This is a genomic window from Kaistia sp. SLG-1 (assembly GCF_059699055.1).
On sequence record NZ_AP048544.1, the window covers coordinates 4,907,028 to 4,924,065 of the forward strand.

14 protein-coding genes are annotated in these 17,038 nt (G+C 66.2%); 9 read left to right on the forward strand and 5 right to left on the reverse strand.

Features of this window, described 5'->3' with window-relative positions:
* Nucleotides 1–4: 4 nt before the first annotated feature.
* Together AC6HZP_RS22800 and AC6HZP_RS22805 are read left to right on the forward strand one after the other, a co-directional pair.
* Nucleotides 5–1,672, forward strand: coding sequence for an ABC transporter ATP-binding protein (locus AC6HZP_RS22800; protein ID WP_497524668.1), 1,668 nt, complete (start codon nt 5–7; stop codon nt 1,670–1,672).
* A gap of 26 nt (nt 1,673–1,698) precedes the next feature.
* Nucleotides 1,699–3,069 (forward strand): alpha-glucosidase/alpha-galactosidase, encoded by a 1,371-nt coding sequence (locus AC6HZP_RS22805; RefSeq protein WP_497524669.1) that lies wholly within the window; start codon nt 1,699–1,701, stop codon nt 3,067–3,069.
* A gap of 165 nt (nt 3,070–3,234) precedes the next feature.
* Here AC6HZP_RS22805 and AC6HZP_RS22810 read toward each other — a convergent pair whose 3' ends face one another.
* On the reverse strand, nt 3,235–4,911 hold the full coding sequence (locus AC6HZP_RS22810; RefSeq protein WP_497524670.1) for a hypothetical protein: 1,677 nt from the start codon (nt 4,909–4,911) through the stop codon (nt 3,235–3,237).
* 164 nt (nt 4,912–5,075) lie between these two features.
* Between AC6HZP_RS22810 and AC6HZP_RS22815 the strand changes: the two genes are divergently transcribed.
* The 4 genes from AC6HZP_RS22815 to AC6HZP_RS22830 all read left to right on the forward strand — a co-directional run bounded on the left by AC6HZP_RS22815 (nt 5,076) and on the right by AC6HZP_RS22830 (nt 9,700).
* Complete coding sequence (locus AC6HZP_RS22815; protein ID WP_497524671.1) at nt 5,076–6,146, forward strand: Gfo/Idh/MocA family protein; 1,071 nt, start codon at nt 5,076–5,078, stop codon at nt 6,144–6,146.
* Between the two features lie 373 nt (nt 6,147–6,519).
* Nucleotides 6,520–7,830: an ABC transporter substrate-binding protein gene (locus AC6HZP_RS22820; RefSeq protein WP_497524672.1), complete on the forward strand. Its 1,311-nt coding sequence runs from the start codon at nt 6,520–6,522 to the stop codon at nt 7,828–7,830.
* A 71-nt stretch (nt 7,831–7,901) separates the two neighbouring features.
* A complete protein-coding gene (locus AC6HZP_RS22825; protein WP_497524673.1) occupies nt 7,902–8,840 on the forward strand; it encodes a carbohydrate ABC transporter permease in 939 nt (312 codons plus the stop codon).
* A complete protein-coding gene (locus AC6HZP_RS22830; protein ID WP_497524674.1) occupies nt 8,837–9,700 on the forward strand; it encodes a carbohydrate ABC transporter permease in 864 nt (287 codons plus the stop codon). The genes AC6HZP_RS22825 and AC6HZP_RS22830 overlap by 4 nt, the downstream gene beginning before the upstream one ends.
* A 50-nt stretch (nt 9,701–9,750) precedes the next feature.
* Here AC6HZP_RS22830 and AC6HZP_RS22835 read toward each other — a convergent pair whose 3' ends face one another.
* Nucleotides 9,751–10,755 (reverse strand): IclR family transcriptional regulator, encoded by a 1,005-nt coding sequence (locus tag AC6HZP_RS22835; RefSeq protein WP_201401222.1) that lies wholly within the window; start codon nt 10,753–10,755, stop codon nt 9,751–9,753.
* Nucleotides 10,756–10,941: 186 nt separating this feature from the next.
* Here AC6HZP_RS22835 and AC6HZP_RS22840 point away from each other — a divergent pair, with 186 nt between their 5' ends.
* From AC6HZP_RS22840 to AC6HZP_RS22850, 3 genes are all read left to right on the forward strand, one after another.
* Complete coding sequence (locus AC6HZP_RS22840; RefSeq protein ID WP_497524675.1) at nt 10,942–11,964, forward strand: succinylglutamate desuccinylase/aspartoacylase family protein; 1,023 nt, start codon at nt 10,942–10,944, stop codon at nt 11,962–11,964.
* Complete coding sequence (locus tag AC6HZP_RS22845) at nt 11,961–12,899, forward strand: threonine ammonia-lyase (RefSeq protein WP_497524676.1); 939 nt, start codon at nt 11,961–11,963, stop codon at nt 12,897–12,899. The genes AC6HZP_RS22840 and AC6HZP_RS22845 overlap by 4 nt, the downstream gene beginning before the upstream one ends.
* Before the next feature lie 200 nt (nt 12,900–13,099).
* Nucleotides 13,100–14,023, forward strand: coding sequence for an AraC family transcriptional regulator (locus AC6HZP_RS22850; protein WP_497524677.1), 924 nt, complete (start codon nt 13,100–13,102; stop codon nt 14,021–14,023).
* An 86-nt stretch (nt 14,024–14,109) separates the two neighbouring features.
* On the opposite strand, the gene AC6HZP_RS22855 is transcribed toward AC6HZP_RS22850, so the two are convergent.
* Genes AC6HZP_RS22855 through AC6HZP_RS22865 form a run of 3 tightly spaced genes read right to left on the reverse strand, consistent with a single transcriptional unit; the run spans nt 14,110 to nt 16,936 of the window.
* Entirely contained in the window at nt 14,110–15,390 is a 1,281-nt protein-coding gene (locus AC6HZP_RS22855; protein ID WP_497524678.1) for a TRAP transporter large permease, read from the reverse strand.
* Complete coding sequence (locus AC6HZP_RS22860) at nt 15,387–15,929, reverse strand: TRAP transporter small permease (RefSeq protein ID WP_497524679.1); 543 nt, start codon at nt 15,927–15,929, stop codon at nt 15,387–15,389. The genes AC6HZP_RS22855 and AC6HZP_RS22860 overlap by 4 nt, the downstream gene beginning before the upstream one ends.
* Nucleotides 15,930–15,979: 50 nt before the next feature.
* Entirely contained in the window at nt 15,980–16,936 is a 957-nt protein-coding gene (locus AC6HZP_RS22865; RefSeq protein WP_497524680.1) for a TRAP transporter substrate-binding protein, read from the reverse strand.
* Between the last annotated feature and the right edge of the window lie 102 nt (nt 16,937–17,038).

Genomic DNA, 17,038 nt, shown 5'->3' on the forward strand with positions numbered 1-17,038 from the left:
GTTCATGACCTTGATCCCCAACGAATTCGCCCCGGCCGAACGCTATGACCTCAACGCACATGGCCGCGAACTGATCCTCGATGCCCGCAACGTCGCCGTGACCTTCAAGGTCGAGGGCGGCACGGTCGACGCGGTGCGCGACGTCTCGTTCCAGCTGCACAAGGGCGAGACGATCGCCGTCGTCGGCGAGTCGGGCTCCGGCAAGTCGGTGACGGCCCGCACCATCATGGGGCTCTTGTCGAAGCGCGCCACCGTCGCCAAAGGCGCCCGCATCGACTTCGAGGGCAGAAACGTCCTCACCCTCAACGACGTGCAGCGTCGCAAGCTGCGGGGCAACCGCTTCTCGATGATCTTCCAGGAGCCGATGAGCTCGCTGAACCCGGTCTATACGATCGGCCAGCAGATCGCCGAGGTGCTGCACCTGCACAACCGGATCAGCCGGGCCGACGCGCGCAAACGCGTGCTGGAGCTCCTGAAGGAAGTGCAGATCCCCGATCCAGAAGCACGGATCAAGCAGTACCCGCACCAGCTTTCCGGTGGCCAGCGCCAGCGCGTCATGATCGCCATGGCGCTCGCCAACCGGCCCGACATCCTGATCGCCGACGAGCCGACCACCGCGCTCGACGTCACCGTGCAGGCGCAGATCCTGAACCTGATCCGCGAGCTGCAGAAGCGCTACGGCATGGCGGTGATCCTGATCACGCACGATTTGACGATCGTCCGGCAGTTCTCGGACTACGTCTATGTGATGCAGCATGGCGAGGTGCGGGAGCACAATGTCACCGAGACGCTGTTCCAGAACCCTCGCCACGCCTATACGCGCCACCTGCTCGCCTCCGAGCCGAAGGGATCCGCCAATCCGCTGCCGGAGGGAACGCCGGTCATGCTCGAGGGACGCAATGTCCGCGTCGCCTACACGCTGAAGCGGGGCGGCCTGTTCAAGCCGGACTACTTCCAGCTGCTCGCCTGCGACAATCTCAGCCTGGAGCTGCGCCGGCACGAGACGCTCGGCATCGTCGGCGAGAGCGGTTCCGGCAAGACCACCTTCGGCCAGGCGCTGATCCGGCTGATCCAGCATTCGACCGGCGAGATCGTCTTCGACGGCGAGCCGATCCATGACCGCGACCGCAAGGCAATGCGGCCGCTCAGATCGCGCATGCAGATCGTCTTCCAGGATCCGTTCTCGTCGCTGAACCCGCGCATGTCGATCGGCCAGATCATCGAGGAAGGCCTGATCGTCAACGGCATCGGCGCCAACCGCCAGGACCGTGTCGACCGCGTCCGCCAGGCGCTCCGCGATGCCGGCATGCCGGACGCCATTCTCGGACGCTTCCCGCACGAGTTCTCCGGCGGCCAGCGCCAGCGCATCGCGATTGCCCGCGCCATCGCGCTGGAGCCGGAATTCATCCTGCTCGACGAGCCGACCTCGGCGCTCGATCTCTCCGTGCAGGCGCAGATCATCGATCTCCTGCGCAAGCTGCAGGACGAGCGGGGCCTCTCGTACCTGTTCATCTCGCACGACCTGAAGGTGGTGCGGGCGCTCTGCCATCGCGTCATCGTCATGCAACACGGCAAGATTGTCGAACAGGGACCGGTCAGCGAGGTGCTGACCCATCCACAGAACGAGTACACGGCCCGCCTCGTGCGCGCCGCGTTCCAGATAGCCGCCTAAAGAATCTGCCTACCGGAGCTCTCCCCATGACTGCCAATCCCAGGATCACCTTCATCGGCGCCGGCTCGACCGTGTTCATGAAGAACATCGTCGGCGACATCCTGCAGCGCCCGGCGCTGTCGGGCGCCACCATCGCGCTGATGGACATCAACCCGCAGCGCCTCGAGGAGAGCGCGATCGTCGTCCGCAAGATCGCCTCGACGCTCGGCGTTCCGGCGAAGGTCGAGACCCATACCGACCAGAAGAAGGCGCTTTCCGGCGCCGACTTCGTCGTCGTCGCCTTCCAGATCGGCGGCTACGATCCCTGCACGATCACCGATTTCGAGGTGCCGAAGCGCTACGGCCTGCGCCAGACCATCGCCGACACGCTCGGCGTCGGCGGAATCATGCGCGGCTTGCGGACCGTGCCGCATCTCTGGAAGATCTGCGAGGATATGCTCGCCGTCTGCCCGGATGCGATCATGCTGCAATACGTGAACCCGATGGCGATCAACACCTGGGCGATCACGGCCAGGTATCCGACGATCAAACAAGTCGGCCTCTGCCACTCCGTCCAGGGCACGGCGATGGAACTGGCGCATGACCTCGACATTCCCTACGAGGAAATCCGCTATCGCTCCGCCGGCATCAACCACATGGCGTTCTACCTGAAGTTCGAGCATCGCCAGGCTGACGGATCCTATCGCGACCTCTATCCCGACCTCGTGCGCGGCTACCGCGAAGGCCGTGCGCCAAAACCCGGCTGGAACCCGCGCTGCCCGAACAAGGTGCGCTACGAGATGCTGACCCGGCTCGGCTATTTCGTCACCGAGAGCTCCGAGCATTTCGCCGAATACACGCCCTATTTCATCAAGGAAGGCCGCGAGGACCTGATCGAGAAGTTCGGCATTCCGCTCGACGAGTATCCGAAGCGCTGCATCGAGCAGATCGCGCGCTGGAAGAACCAGGCCGAGGAATACCGCGGCGCCGACCGGATCGAGGTGTCGCAGAGCAAGGAATACGCCTCCGAGATCATCAACTCGGTCTGGACCGGCGAACCGTCGGTGATCTACGGCAACGTCCGCAACAATGGCTGCATTACCTCGCTGCCGGCCGATTGCGCGGCGGAAGTGCCCTGCCTGGTCGACGCTTCGGGCATCCAGCCGACCTATATCGGCGAACTGCCGCCGCAGCTGACCGCCCTGATGCGCACCAACATCAACGTGCAGGAACTGACGGTGAAGGCCCTGCTCACGGAGAACCGCGAGCATATCTACCACGCCGCGATGATGGACCCGCACACGGCGGCCGAGCTCGATCTCGACCAGATCTGGCACCTGGTCGACGACCTGCTGGCGGCGCATGGCGAATGGCTGCCCGAATGGGCGCGCGGCGCCGCCAAGCAGCGCGTGGCCTAAGCCGGCTCTCACGGCCTGGTTCCATTCCCCTTCAGCTGCGCGAGAGCCCCGGCGATTTCCCTCGCCGGGGCTCTCTTCATTCCAATCGCCGAGCCGTTCCCTTCCCCGCGCCGTCCGTCATCCCCGCGAAGGCGGGGATGACGGCGCGGGTGGCCCGGCCAGCCCCTACCGGCCCATATAGGCGCGGCGGGCGATCTGGTCTTCGAGGCTCAGCCAGCGGCGCGACACCTCGTCGTCGTTCTGGCGGGAGGCCTCGCGCGCCTCGCCCTGCAGCGCCTTGAGCCGCTCGACCGGCAGCTCGATGTTGGCGTCGAGCTCCTCGGCGATCTCAACGAAGCGCTCGGCCGCAGCCTGGCCGCCGAGAAGCGGCGCCGCGTCCTCGGCGATGAAGCGGTCCCAGGAGAGCGTCGGCTCGTAGCCGAAGCGGGCGAAAGCGAGATAGGAGAGCTCGACCGTCGCGTGATAGGGCGACGGCTCGCCCCAGACGGTCAGACCCTGCATGCCGACATCGGCGCAGAATTTGTTCATGTCGGCGAAGACGCGGCCGTTGAAGGCGTAGCGCTCGGTGCGACGGTCACCGTTCCACTGGCAGGCGAACTGGCAGCGCAGCACGTTCGGCTGCGTCGGCAGTTTTTCCACGTCGGCCCGCGTCAGCTCCTTCTGCAGCCGGCCCCAGAAGGTGCGGTTGGTGGTGTGCTGGTAGATCGCGCCCTTCGGCATGCTGCGCTGCGCGTCATGCGCGACCGGATCGAACAGATTGTCCCACTGCAGCTCGCTGTAGATCCAGGCATCCGGCTTCTTTGCCTTCGCCGCGCGATAGAGGCGCGGGAAATTCTCGGCCATGTCGGTATGCGACCATGAATCGCCGTGATCGTCGACGCGGCGGGCGGCCTCGGCCTCGTTGTTGCGGCGGGCGACGCAGCGCGCGCAGCCGCAGACGCCATAGTCACCGCTCTCGATGTTGATGCCGCCGATCTCGAAGGTGTCGGCGAGCCAGCTCACGGCCTCCTCCATCCACTCCATCGTCTCCGGCGCGCTCGGGCACGCGCTCATGGTGTAGTCGGAGCGCGGGAAATTGAGCGGGAAGTCGAGGTCGGCGATCTGGAAGCCGACGCCCTTCTCCATGCTGGCGGCATGCTGCGGGTTCTTCTTCAGCCAGGTGGCGAGATTGTAGGGATGGTCGCCCTCCCAGTAGACGCCGCCATAGGAACCGATGGCGATGCCGGGCACGATGCGGACGCCGCGCTCGGTCGCGTAGCGGCAGAGCTCCTTCGCCGCTTCGATGCCGCCATGCGAATTGCGCAGGAAGCCGTAGATGACGACGGAGGGGATGCGGTTGCGGCTGGCGAAATCGACCAGCCGCGTATAGTCGCCGAGGAAGCCGGAAGGCGGCTTGCCATAGGGATTGAAGACGCCGATTTCCTGATGGCCGACCTGCGACAATTCCCAGTTGGTCGAATGATCCCAGGTCCAGAAGGTGCGATAGGCGAGGCCGGGTGCCGCGCGCCGCTCGCCGGCCGGCACCCGCACCGCGCCATCGGCCAAGCGGGCGCGCGAGATCAGTTCCTCGGCGCCGTAGATGACGCCGGAGAACGGGCCGCCGGCGATTGTGATCTCGGCGTTCGAGCCGTCCCTCGGCCGGACCGTCAGCGTAAACGCGCCTTCCGCCAGCGCGCGATCCTCGACGAGGCGGATGACAGGAAGGCTGGTGGAAGCCGCCGTGATCGGCACGAATTCGAGCGCCGGAAAGGCCTGCCGCAGCCGCCGCGCCGCATGAACGTGCCGCTCGCCACCTTCCAGCGCGACCCGCCCCGCGATCCCTACTTCACCCGCTGCAGCCATCCGTCATTCCTCCTCAAGCCATGCGATTCCAATCGCCGCGATCCTCCCGGCGATGTTGACAGGATTGCGCATCTCATATCAAATATCAACGTTGACTATCGTCAGTGATATTGCATGGAAATTCGAACCGCCGGCCACCCGCCGGCGGCGCTTGGGAGGGCGGAATGAAGTCTGGCTTGGAACTCAAACAGACCTGGCCGCTCCCGAGCCGACCGCGCCCGATCACCATCATCGGCGCCGGCGACATCGTCACCAGCGCGCATCTGCCCGCCTATCGCAAGATCGGCCTGCCGGTCGCCGGCATCTTCGATCTCGACCTCGACAAGGCGCGCGCCGTCGCCGCCGAGTTCGATATTCCCGTCGTCCATGACAGCCTGGCGGCGGCGATCGCCGCGCGCACGGACGACACCGTGTTCGACCTCGCCTTGCCGCCGGCCGCGATCCTCGGCGCGGTGGAGCAGCTGCCGACGGGCAGCGTCGCGCTGATCCAGAAGCCGCTCGGCGCCAATCTCGGCGGCGCGCGCCGCATCCTCGAGGCGATCGACGCCCGCAGGATCACCGCCGCCACCAATTTCCAGCTCCGCTATACCCCCTCCATGCTGGCGATCCGCGACGCTGTCCAGCGCGGCCTCCTCGGCGACATCGTCGAGCTGGAAGTGCGGCTCGCCATCTACATGCCGTGGGAGATGTGGTCGTTCATCCCGCATCTCGACGCCGTCGAGATCCCGCTGCACTCGATCCACTATCTCGACTGGATCCGCTCGATCCTCGGCGAGCCGGAAAGCGTCTACGCCAAGGCGGTGCCGCATCCGCGCTATCCGGACCTCAAGGATGCGCGCTCCAGCATCATCCTCGACTACGGCCCGCGCGCCCGCTGCAACCTGTCGCTCAACCACACCTATAATTACGGCCCCAAGCACATCGACGCGACGATCCGCGTCGAGGGCACCAAGGGCTGCGCCCATCTCGATCTCGGCTACCTGCACGACTACCTGAAGCCGGTGCCGGAAAAACTGGAAGTGATCGTCGAGGGCGGCGAGTGGACGGAGATCCCGCTGGTCGGCGAGCGCGTGCCGGACGCGTTCGGCGCCGTCATGTCCAACCTGCAGCGCTTTGCCAACGGCGAGGACAGCCAGCTCGATACCGACGTGCACGACTCGATCCGCACCATGGCGCTGGTCGACGCCTGCCTGGCGTCGAGCCGGCTCGGCGGCGTGGTTCCGCAGCCCGCCTGACCGTCAATTCGTCAATAAACTGAATGCCTTGCACCGCCGCGCCCTGCGCGGCGGCATGCCTGTTTGCGCCTGTCGATCGGCCTCGTCACGATCTCGTTTCTTATAAGAAATCTCTATTTCAATAGAAAAACCGCTGTGCTAGCGTTGCCGCGTGGCCGACCAAAAACCCGTCTCAAGGGCACGCGGCCATGGCGGGGTTAAAGGGATGCTGACCGCTCATATCGCGCCGTCCGAAGGCCGCCCGACCTCGCGTCCGGCGGTGGCGACAGCGATGCGTCGATCGGCGGACCGAACAGCGGATGACGGCCGAGCGGCCGACCGCCCGGAACGAACCGGGTGGCTGAACAGCGCGAAAACCTGACGGAAAGGGAATATGATGAAGCCAACACCATTCGGGACCAGCCGGCTCGCCGTCCGCTCCATGCTCGCGGGCCTCGCGCTCGCCTCGATGACGGCGCTCGGCGGCCAGGCCGCGCTGGCGCAGGACGTTACGACGATTCGTGTCCTGAACTGGGAGCCGGGCGGCGCCGACTACTGGAAGGCGCTGGTCGCGGAGTTCGAGAAGCAGAACCCGACCATCAAGGTCGAGCTCGAGACGGTGCCGTTCGACCGCTATCCGGAAGTTCAGGGCCCCTACATCACGACCAAGAGCGGTCCGGACGTGATGGAGAACAATGCTGGCCTCGAGCTGTTCGATCGCCGCCGCGCCTATGCTGAGCTGCCGCCGGAAGTGCTGGAAGCCGGCAAGGACCTGATCACCTATAGCGGCGGCTGCCTGAACTTCGACACGACCAAGTCCTGCTACGGCCTGCCCTTCGGCTACCAGGGCAACGTCATGTACTACAACAAGAAGGTGCTGACGGAAGCCGGCCTCGACGCCGCCAATCCGCCCAAGACCTGGGACGAGATGAACGCCGCCTGCGAGAAGGTGAAGGCTGCAGGCAAGACCTGCATCGCCATTGGCCTCTCCGGCATCTTCCCGGCCTACTGGAACTTCCCCGAGGTCGCGCGCAACTACCTGACCGAAGACGACATGCGCGCCATGCTCGCCGGCAAGATGCCCTGGACCGACCCGAAGATGGTCAACATCCTGAAGGGCCTCGCCTCGATCACCGAGAAGGGCTGGACCAATTCCAGCGCCCCCTCGATCACCATGCTGCCGGATGGCGCCGACATCTTCCAGAGCGGCAACGCCGCCTTCGCCGGCACGATCATCTCGGACGCCGCCAACTGGGCCGCCTTCGGCAAGATCCTCGGCGACGAGAATCTCGGCGCCATGCGCTGGCCGACGATCGTCGCTGACGCGCCGCTCGCGAACAGCTTTTCCGGCATCGAGAGCTCGGTCTTCGGCGTCTCCGAATGGAGCGACAAGAAGGACGCCGCCTTCCAGTTCGTCAAGTTCATGACGGGCAAGGAGAACGCCGAGCTCCTGAGCAAGGTCGCCGGCGGCATCTCGCTCAACAAGAACGTCGACCCGTCGGTGCTGCCGAAGTCGGAAGCGCTCACCCAGATCCTCGAGATCATCAAGACGCCGACCCTGCATGCCGGCGTCCTGCTCTCCGGCCAGGAAGCTGATGCGCTCGCCCGCGGCTGGCAGGAAGTCTCGCTCGGCCGTCTCTCGGTCGAGGACTGGACGGCGCGGATGCAGAAGGCGCTCGAGCAGAGCCCGAGCAAGCGCCAGTAACGGCCACGCTCGCGCAAGCCACGCAGGGAGGCTCCGGCCTCCCTGCCCTCAACGAAAAGGCAGGACCATCGATGGCTGAGCTGGCCAAACTGGCTACCGGCGCCGGCACGGGCGCGGCGGGGGCGAGACGCCCCTGGATCCGACGCGACATGCTCGTCGCCACCCTGTTCGTGCTGCCGGGCCTCGCGCTCGCCATCCTGTTCAAGCTGGTGCCGCTCGTGCGCACGATCTGGCTCAGCCTGCAGGAGACGCGCGGCTTCGAGGATCCGACCTTCGCCGGCCTCGACAACTACCGCACCATGCTGAGCGACCCGTCGGTGCACGACTCGTTCCGCAATGCGCTGATCGCCTTCGCGACGCTGCCGGTCTGGATCGTGCTGCCGCTGGTGCTCGCCTTCCTGCTTTTCCAGAAGACGCCGGGCTGGAAATTCTTCCGCGCCGCCTTCTTCCTGCCCTACATGATCGCGCCGATCGTCGTCGGCATCATGTTCCGCCAGATCCTCGCGCCGGACGGCCCGCTCAACGCCCTGCTCCGCGTGATCGGCCTGGCGCCGCTCGCCATCGAATGGCTGAACGGCCCGACCAGTGCCCTCCTGTCGCTGACCGCCGTCGCGCTCTGGAGCTTCTTCGGCCTCGGCGTGCTCACCTATCTCTCCGGTCTCTCGACGGTGTCGGAAGAAGTCGTCGAAGCGGCCAAGCTCGATGGCGCCGGCTTCTGGCAGTTGCTCTTCCACATCATCATGCCGCTGCTCAAATCGGTGATCGGCTACTGGGCGGTGCTCTGCACCTCCGGCATCCTGATCTGGATGTTCCCGCTGATCTACGCGCTCACCAAGGGCGGCCCGGGCACCGCGACCGTGCTGCCCGAATTCCTCGTCTTCACCACGACGTTCCAGTTCCTCGACCGCGGCCTCGGTGCTGCCATCGGCATGGCGTTGTTCGTGTTCGTCGCCATCGTCTCCGCCTTCGTCGTCCGCCGCATGTATGTCGAAGGGAGCAAGCCCCGATGAAATCCTCCGCCTCCACCTCGCAGGTGACGATCTCCTCGGTCCGCATCGCGCTGACGCGCTGGCTGGTCACGGCGGTTCTCGTCGTGCTCGCCGTGGTAACGCTCTATCCGCTTGTTTTCACGGTGATCAATTCGCTGAAGACGCGCGCCGACTTCGCCGCCGATCCGCTCGGCTTCATCACCGACATCACCTTCGACAACTACATCGAGACCTTCCAGCGCATGCAGGTCGGCCGGCTCTTGCTGAACAGCATCATCACGACAGCGGGCGGGCTGGTGCTCTCGACCGTCGCGGCGCTGTTCATCGCCTATGCCGTCACCAAGCTGAAGATCAAGGGCGGCAACTACATCTTCCTGTTCATCATCGCCATGCTGGTCATCCCGAGCCAGGTGATCATCTATCCGCTCTACGAGACCATCCTCGACCTCGGCTTCGGCGGCACCTACCAAGGCCTGATCTTCGCCTATGCCGCCTTCGGCCTGCCGCTCGGCACCTATCTGCTGTCGGCCTATTTCCGCGCGATTCCGGACGAGCTGATCGAGGCGGCCCGCCTCGACGGCGCCGGCGACATCCGCATCCTGTTCTCGATCCTGCTGCCGATCTCGATCCCGGCGATCGCGGCGCTCTCGATCCTGAACTTCGTCTGGATGTGGAACGACCTGCTGTTGCCGCTCGTCATCATGGGCGGCTCCGACAAGAAGACGCTGATGGTCGGCGTGGCGCTGCTTTCCGGGCAGTACGACGTCTCGATCCCGCTGATCAGCGCCGGCCTGATCGTAGCCCTGCTGCCGGTGATCCTCGTCTACATGCTGTTCCAGCGCCAGATCCTGTCCGGCGCCATCGCGGGCGCGGTGCGGTGACGCGCGCCGAAAAGGCAGGCCGGCCGTCTCGCGGGACGGCCAGCCCCGTCTCAGCGGCCGGGGCTGCCGACGGGACCGCCGGTATCGACCAGCGGAAAGCGCGGCGCGACCAGCTTGCCGCCGAGCAGGCCGGTGATCGTCTGCGCCGCTTCGAACAGCAGGAGATTGGCGTCGTCCATCGGCACCTTCTCGGTCGAGGAGGCGAGGAACGGCATGGTCAGCACGGCCGGGGCGTAGCCTTCCGAATCGAGGATCGGGAAGCTGACATCGGTGATGCCCTTGAGCGCCTCGCCGGCGATCATCTCGTAGCCGACCGAGCGCACCACCTCGACGCGCCGGCGCAGCCAGTCGACCTCGCTCTTCGGCGCATTCTGGCCGATCGCCTCGAACAGCCATTCCTGCACGGCGGGCGGCTGGTAGGCGATCAGCAGGCGGCCGGAAGCGGTGCGGATCGCCGGGTTCTGCGTGCCGACGCGCAGGCGGAAGCCGAGCGGCGCGGGGCTGTCGACCTGGGCGACGACGCGGATGGAAAGCCCGTCCAGCACGGCGAGGTGGAACGCCTGATAGGCGTCGATCGCGACGCGGTTCAACACCGGCCGCGCGGCGTCGACCAGCCGCCGCATCGGCGGATAGCGGTAGGAGAGATCGTGCAGCTTGCTCGACAGCACCAGGCTCTCCTCGCCCGGCGGCCGCTGGATGTAGCCGCGCCGCTCCAGCGCCACGACGACGCGATAGACCTCCTGCAGGGAGCGGCCGAGCTGCTGCGCGATCTGGCTCGGCGTCACGCCCTCGGAGAGGCTCGCCAGCAGCTCGAGCACGTCGAGGCCCTTTTCCAGCGCCGGGGCGCTGTAGGCCGGCTTCGCGGCCGCGTCGCTGACCGCCGATCCCGCGGCAACCTTTGCCGCGCGCTTGGTGGTAGGCTTGCCGGCCGACTTGGCGTCGGCGGCATCGGCGCCTTTCGACCCGGCCGCCGGCCCCCGGGACTTCACCGTCTTCCGCGCCGGCTCGGGGCTTTCGACGCCCGTCCCGCCGGATGGCCGCTTGGCTGTGGTCATAGCGCTTCTCCTTCGGTGCCCGTCATTGCCGCGCCGAGGCTGCGGCGCAAGGTGACATTTGCGCCAACAATGCCCTTGCATGATATCACATATCAACTCTTGATATCATCAGTGATAGAAAATAGGGTGCGTTCAACCTACGGACGATCGCGCCCCTCCCTTCATCGTCTCCGCACAGAGTAGAAAATGGGCCTGAACGCTAAGCAACTGGCGCAATGCACCGTCGACTTCGACAAGGACGGCAAGCAGAGCGGCTATTTCAACCTGCCCCTTTCGGTCCATGACGACGCCTGGGGAGTGATCCGCGTGCCGCTCGCCGTCATCAAGAACGGCGTCGGCCCGACCGTCATCCTCGAAGGCGGCAATCACGGCGACGAGTATGAAGGACCGATCGCGCTCGGCGAACTGATCCGCGATCTCGATCCCGGCCTCATCGCCGGGCGGCTGATCTTCATTCCGGCGATCAATTTGCCGGCCGTCAACGCCGCCCGCCGCACGTCGCCGATCGACGATCTCAACATGAACCGGACGTTCCCGGGCGACGCCAACGGCACCGCGACCCAGCAGATCTCCGCCTTCGTCAACGACGCGCTCTTCCCGATGGGTGACGCCTTCCTCGACCTGCATTCCGGCGGCTCGTCGCTTGACCTGATGCCGAGCTCGGTGATCGAGCCCGTCGCCGATCCGATCCAGCACGCCAAGAACGTCGCCGCCGTCACCGCCTTCGACGCGCCGCTGATCGTCGTCATCGACAATCGCGGCGACCATCGCACGGCGACCGCCTCGGCCGCGCGCGCCGGACTGACCGTGGTCGGCACCGAGATGGCAGGCGGCGGCACCGTCTCGCTCGACGCGCTCGACATCTGCCGGCGCGGCGTGCGCAACGTGCTGTCGCATCTGGGCGTCCTGCCGCCGGAGATGGCGACGGCGCCGCGCCACGAACAGCGGCTGTTCGAACTGCCGGGCTCCGACGCCTTCGTGCTTTCCGACGATGACGGCGTGTTCGAGCCCTTCCACAAGAACGGCACGATGGTGTCGCGCGGTCAGCCGGCCGGACGCATCCACTTCCTGTCGCATCCCGATCGCAAGCCGGCCGAGTTGACCTATTCCGCCGACGGCATCCTCTATGGACGTCGCCAGCCTGGCCGTGTCCGTCCCGGCAATTGCTGCGTCGTCGTCGCCTCACCCTATGGGGGATCCCTGAAATGATCACGCTCGCCGATATCGAAGCCGCCGCCAAGCGGATCGCCCCGCATATACGTCGTACGCCGACCATCCGCGCCGAGGCGCTCGCCGAGCCGGTGACCGAGGCGACGCTGTCGCTGAAGCTCGAAAGCCTGCAGCCGACCGGTTCGTTCAAGGCGCGCGGCGCCACCAACAAGCTGCTGACCACGCCGAAGGAAGAACTCGCCGGCGGCGTCGTCACCGCGTCGGGCGGCAATCACGGCCTGGCCACGGCGCGCGCAGCAAAGCTCGCCGGCGTGCCGGCGACGATCTTCGTGCCAAAGAGCATCACGCCGGCCAAGGTCGAGAAGCTGAAGCGCTGGGGCGCCACCGTCGAGATCATCGGCGACATCTGGAACGAGACGAACCTGCACGCCCTCGCCTTCGCCAAGGAGAACGGCGCCGCCTATTTCCATCCCTTCGCCGACGCCAATGTGATCGCCGGCCAGGGCACGATCGGGCTAGAGCTGCTGGAAGAAATTCCCGACGTCGACACCGTGCTGGTGGCGATCGGCGGCGGTGGCCTGATCTCCGGCATGGGCGTCGCCATCAAGGCGCTGAAGCCCTCGGTCCGCATCATCGGCATCGAGCCGGAGGGATCGCCGACGCTGAAGGCGTCGCTCGACGCCGGTCGCGTCGTCCGCCTGCCCTCTGTGACCAGCCGCGTCGCCACCATGTCCTGCGCCGAGACCGATCCGGCCGTGTTCGAACTGGTGCGCGACCATGTCGACGACATCGTGCTGGTCCCGGACGACGCCATGCTCGAGGCGAGCCGATGGCTCTGGTTCGAGATGGGCATCGCCGCCGACCTCTCCGGCGCCGCCGCGATCGCGGCGCTCCGCACCGGCGTTCTGAGCTTCCCGGCCGGCCATTCCGTCGGCGCGCTGGTCTGCGGCGCCGGTCCCGACGCGCTGGTCTGATCGATCCCGCCGGCGCGCGATCGCGCCGGCAACGACGAAAGCGCATCGGCCACGGCCGCTGCGCCGCCCTTCCCCGCGCGCCCTTTCTTTTCTCGGCGACTGGCCCAAGAATGCGCGCTCCGTTATGCCGAGGGTCGGGAACGGGACCGCATCCGGGCGTGGCAACAACGCCGACGGCGGTCCAGGGAGGAAGAGCCGCCATGGGCTTCGAGCGTAGATTCGCGCCGGATTTCGAGGTCATCGTCTGTGCGCCATCGGAATCCTTTCGCTGGAATGTGCACGACTATCCGCACCATCTGGCCAAATGGCACCACCACCCCGAATATGAGCTGCACCTGATCCAGGAGAGCTCCGGCGAGATGATGATCGGCGACTATGTCGGCGATTTCCGCCCCGGCAGCCTGGTGCTGACCGGGCCCGACCTGCCGCATAACTGGGTGAGCGCCATCCTGCCCGGCGCCCGCGTTCCCGATCGCGACATGCTGATCCAGTTCAGCCCGGCCTTCGCTGACAGGGTGGTCAGCCTCTGTCCCGAGTTTGAGGATCTCGGCGCGCTGTTTTCCGACGCGGCGCGCGGCATCGAATTCAGCGGCGAGACGGCGGAGGCCGGCCGCCGCCTGCTGCGCGAGATCGGCGCGGCCAACGGGCCGCAGCGCCTGGTGCTGTTCCTCGAGCTGATGGCGGTGCTGGCCGGGAGGCCCGAGGAGCGCCGGATTCTCTCCCGCGCGGCGGCGGGCGATGTCGCCCCGCCACGCGTCTCCGGCAAGCTGGAGATTGCGATCCACCATATCTCGGAGAACTTCGCGCAGCCGATCCGCCTGGCGCAGGTCGCCGGGCTCTGCGGCATGGAGGCGAGCGCCTTCTCGCGCTTCTTCAAGAAGCAGACGGGCCATACCTTCGCCCGCTACGTGAACGGCACCCGCGTCCATTCGGCCTGCAATCTGCTGAGCCGCACCGACAAGCCGGTCACCGACATCTGCTTCGAGGTCGGCTTCAACAACGTCGCCAATTTCAACCGGCAGTTCGTCCGGATCTGCGGCCGGTCGCCCTCGGCCTATCGTCGCGATTCCCGCCGCATCGGCACCATCCCACGCCGGGACCCGGCGACCGAGGCGCGGGCGTAAGGGCCGAAAACGCGCTGAGCCTCAGACGCCCCAACAGAAAAGGCCGCTCCGGGGAGCGGCCTTTTCGTCTCGGTAGGAACTCGCCCTCACATGCCCATGGCATGCGGCAGCCACAGCACCGTCTGCGGCACGAAGGTGATGATCAGGAGCACCGCGAGCACGATGCCGACGATCGGCAGGCTCGCCCACAGCACCTCGCGCATCGGCACCTTGGCGATCGACTGGGTGATCAAGAGGTTGAGGCCGAGCGGCGGATGGATCAGGCCGACCATCAGGTTCAACACGATCACCAGGCCGAAATGCGTGGGGTCGATGCCGAAGCTGGTGGCGGCCGGCAGGAAGATCGGCACCAGGATGATCGTCGCCGGCGTCGAATCGAGGAACATGCCCGCGACGAGAAAGACGAGGTTGACGATCAGCAGGAACTCCCACGGCGACAGCTCCGCCCCGTGCAGCAGGTTCTGGATGTCGCGCGGTATGCCGTGCACGACGACCAGATAGGCGATGAAGGACGAGACCGCGACGACCAGCATGATGTTGGCGGTCTGCAGCCCGGCATCGGTCAGCATGCCCGGAAACTGTCCCCACTTGAACTCGCGGTGGATGACCCAGCCGACGAAGATCGCGTAGAGCACCAGTACCGCGCCGAGCTCGGTCACCGTGAACAGGCCGCCCTTGGCCCCGACGATCAGCAGCAGCGGCATGGAGAGCGCCCAGGCGCTGCCCCGGAACTGCTTGCCGATCACCCGCCACGGCTTGCGGCCGCGCGCCGGCAGATCGTGCTTCTTGGCGTAGAGAATGACATAGGTGATCAGCGCCATCGCGATCATGAGGCCCGGAATATAGGCGCCGACGAACAGCTTGGTGATCGAGACCTGGGCGATGACGCCGTAGATGACGAGCGGAATGCTCGGCGGGATGATCGGGCCGATGACCGCGGCGCCGGCGGTGAGCGCCGCCGCGAAGCCGCCGGAATAGCCCTCCTTGCGCATCTCCGGAATGATCAGCGCGCCGGAGGCGGACGCATCCGCGACGGACGAGCCGGAAATGCCGGCGAGGAAGACATTGGTGCCGACATTGACCACGCCGGACGAACCGCGGATGCGGCCGAGCGCGGACGAGAACAGGTCGACGACGCGGGTGGTGATGCCGCCACTGTTCATCACCGAGGCGGCGAGGATGAAGAACGGCACCGCCAGCAGCGGGAAGGAATCGATGCCATTGACCATCTTCTGCGCCAGGATGAAGCCCGGCATGCCCCAGATCGCGATGATGATCAGCGCGGAGACGCCAAGCGCGATGGCAATCGGCACGGCCAGCAGCGCAAGCACCAGGAAGGTGACGGAGAGAACGCCGAGCATGATCATGATGCGGAACTTTCGGTCGAGGCGGCATGGCCCTGCGACTGGGCCTTCTGGGCGGCCTCGCGCAGCGCCGACGCGCGCGGCGTCAGGATGCGCTCGACAATGAAGAACAGGCCGAGCCCGGCAAAGGCGACGATCGACCCGTAAAACCAGGCGAAGGGCATCCCCGTCGCCGGCGCGATCTTCTGGCCGACGACGATCATCAGATGGCGGGCATAGATCACCAGCATGACCAGGAAGACGGCGGTGGCGAGGTCGATGACGACGCCGAGCCGCTTGAACAGATCGGCGTTCAGCCGGTCATGCAGGAAGTCGATGACGATCAGCTCGCGGCGGCTGATCAGCAGGGCGGCGCCGAGGAAGGTGAGCCAGATGAAGAGAAGGCGGGAGATTTCCGCCATCCCCGGCGTCGCCGCGCCGATGAAGTAACGCGAGAAGACCTGCACGCAGACGAGAAGCACGATCGCGAGCAGCATGGCCCCGACCAGGAAACTGAGCAGCCAGCGCAGGAAATCGCCGGCCCGGACGAGGACATTGGTCATCTGTACCCCCAAGGGTGAGGCCCGCCGGGATCAGGCGGCGGGCCTGAGGCTTATTGCGAGGCGCGGATCTTGGCGATGATCGGCTGCAGCGCCGGATCGTAGGACGCGGTCGCGGCCTTGGCGATGAACGGCGCCAGATCGGGCTTGTGGACGACGACGCCCTCGGCGACCAGCGAGGCGAGCACCTCGGCCTGCGACTTGTCGGTGTAGTCGCGATACCAGTCGGCGCTGGCTTCCGCCGCCTTCTGGAAGGCGGTGCGCAGGCGCTCGTCCTGCGCCTGATACCATTCCTCGCCGCACATGAAGCCCATCGTCTCGGCCATGTGGTTGGTCATGACCAGATGCTTGGCGACTTCGTAGAAGCGCTTGTCCTGGATGGCGACGAGCGGCTGCTCGACGCCGTCGACCACGCCCTGCTGGATCGCGGTGTAGACTTCCTCGAACGGAACGGTGGCCGGGTTGGCGCCGAGCGCGCGGATCGACTCGATATAGGCCGGAATGCCGGGCGCGCGGATCTTGCGGCCCTGCAGGTCGTCGAGGCTGTCGGCGGGCTTGGTCACCAGGAACTGGCGGAAGCCGTGATAGGCCGGGCCGACGACACGGAAGCCGGCGTCCTTGGCGATCGACTCGATGATTTCCTGGCCGATCGGGCCGCGCCAGATGCGGAAGAAATCGTCCTCGTCGCGGTAGAGATAGGCGACGCCCTCGGCATTGGCGGCCGGGTGGAACGAGCCGAGATCGCCGACGCTCTCATACATGCATTCGAGCACGCCGCCCTTCACCTGCTCGACCATCTCGTCGACCGTGCCGAGATGCGAACCGGGGAACAGCTCGATCGCGACGTCGCTGCCGAGATCGGCCTCGAGCTTCTCCTTGAACACCTGCATGGCCTTGGTGTCCGGGCTGTCGTCGGAGCCGGCACCGCCGATGCGGATCGTCACGCCGGCTTGCGCCGACATGGTCATGAGCGCCGCGACGCAGGCGGCGGCGAGAAGCGACTTCAGCATTCTGTATTTCCCTCGTTGGTTCTTTTTATTCCGGCACACCGCAGGCGCACGCGCCGGCCGGCGCAGTCAAGGACGTCTCGTTGCTTGCGGTTGGATCAACAA

Excerpts from the sequence above, each read along its gene's own strand:
- AC6HZP_RS22800 (WP_497524668.1), top strand. The coding sequence starts at position 5 with ATGACCTTGATCCCCAACGAATTCGCCCCGGCCGAACGCTATGACCTC.
- AC6HZP_RS22805 (WP_497524669.1), top strand. The coding sequence starts at position 1,699 with ATGACTGCCAATCCCAGGATCACCTTCATCGGCGCCGGCTCGACCGTG.
- AC6HZP_RS22810 (WP_497524670.1), bottom strand. The coding sequence starts at position 4,911 with ATGGCTGCAGCGGGTGAAGTAGGGATCGCGGGGCGGGTCGCGCTGGAA.
- AC6HZP_RS22815 (WP_497524671.1), top strand. The coding sequence starts at position 5,076 with ATGAAGTCTGGCTTGGAACTCAAACAGACCTGGCCGCTCCCGAGCCGA.
- AC6HZP_RS22820 (WP_497524672.1), top strand. The coding sequence starts at position 6,520 with ATGATGAAGCCAACACCATTCGGGACCAGCCGGCTCGCCGTCCGCTCC.
- AC6HZP_RS22825 (WP_497524673.1), top strand. The coding sequence starts at position 7,902 with ATGGCTGAGCTGGCCAAACTGGCTACCGGCGCCGGCACGGGCGCGGCG.
- AC6HZP_RS22830 (WP_497524674.1), top strand. The coding sequence starts at position 8,837 with ATGAAATCCTCCGCCTCCACCTCGCAGGTGACGATCTCCTCGGTCCGC.
- AC6HZP_RS22835 (WP_201401222.1), bottom strand. The coding sequence starts at position 10,755 with ATGACCACAGCCAAGCGGCCATCCGGCGGGACGGGCGTCGAAAGCCCC.
- AC6HZP_RS22840 (WP_497524675.1), top strand. The coding sequence starts at position 10,942 with ATGGGCCTGAACGCTAAGCAACTGGCGCAATGCACCGTCGACTTCGAC.
- AC6HZP_RS22845 (WP_497524676.1), top strand. The coding sequence starts at position 11,961 with ATGATCACGCTCGCCGATATCGAAGCCGCCGCCAAGCGGATCGCCCCG.
- AC6HZP_RS22850 (WP_497524677.1), top strand. The coding sequence starts at position 13,100 with ATGGGCTTCGAGCGTAGATTCGCGCCGGATTTCGAGGTCATCGTCTGT.
- AC6HZP_RS22855 (WP_497524678.1), bottom strand. The coding sequence starts at position 15,390 with ATGATCATGCTCGGCGTTCTCTCCGTCACCTTCCTGGTGCTTGCGCTG.
- AC6HZP_RS22860 (WP_497524679.1), bottom strand. The coding sequence starts at position 15,929 with ATGACCAATGTCCTCGTCCGGGCCGGCGATTTCCTGCGCTGGCTGCTC.
- AC6HZP_RS22865 (WP_497524680.1), bottom strand. The coding sequence starts at position 16,936 with ATGCTGAAGTCGCTTCTCGCCGCCGCCTGCGTCGCGGCGCTCATGACC.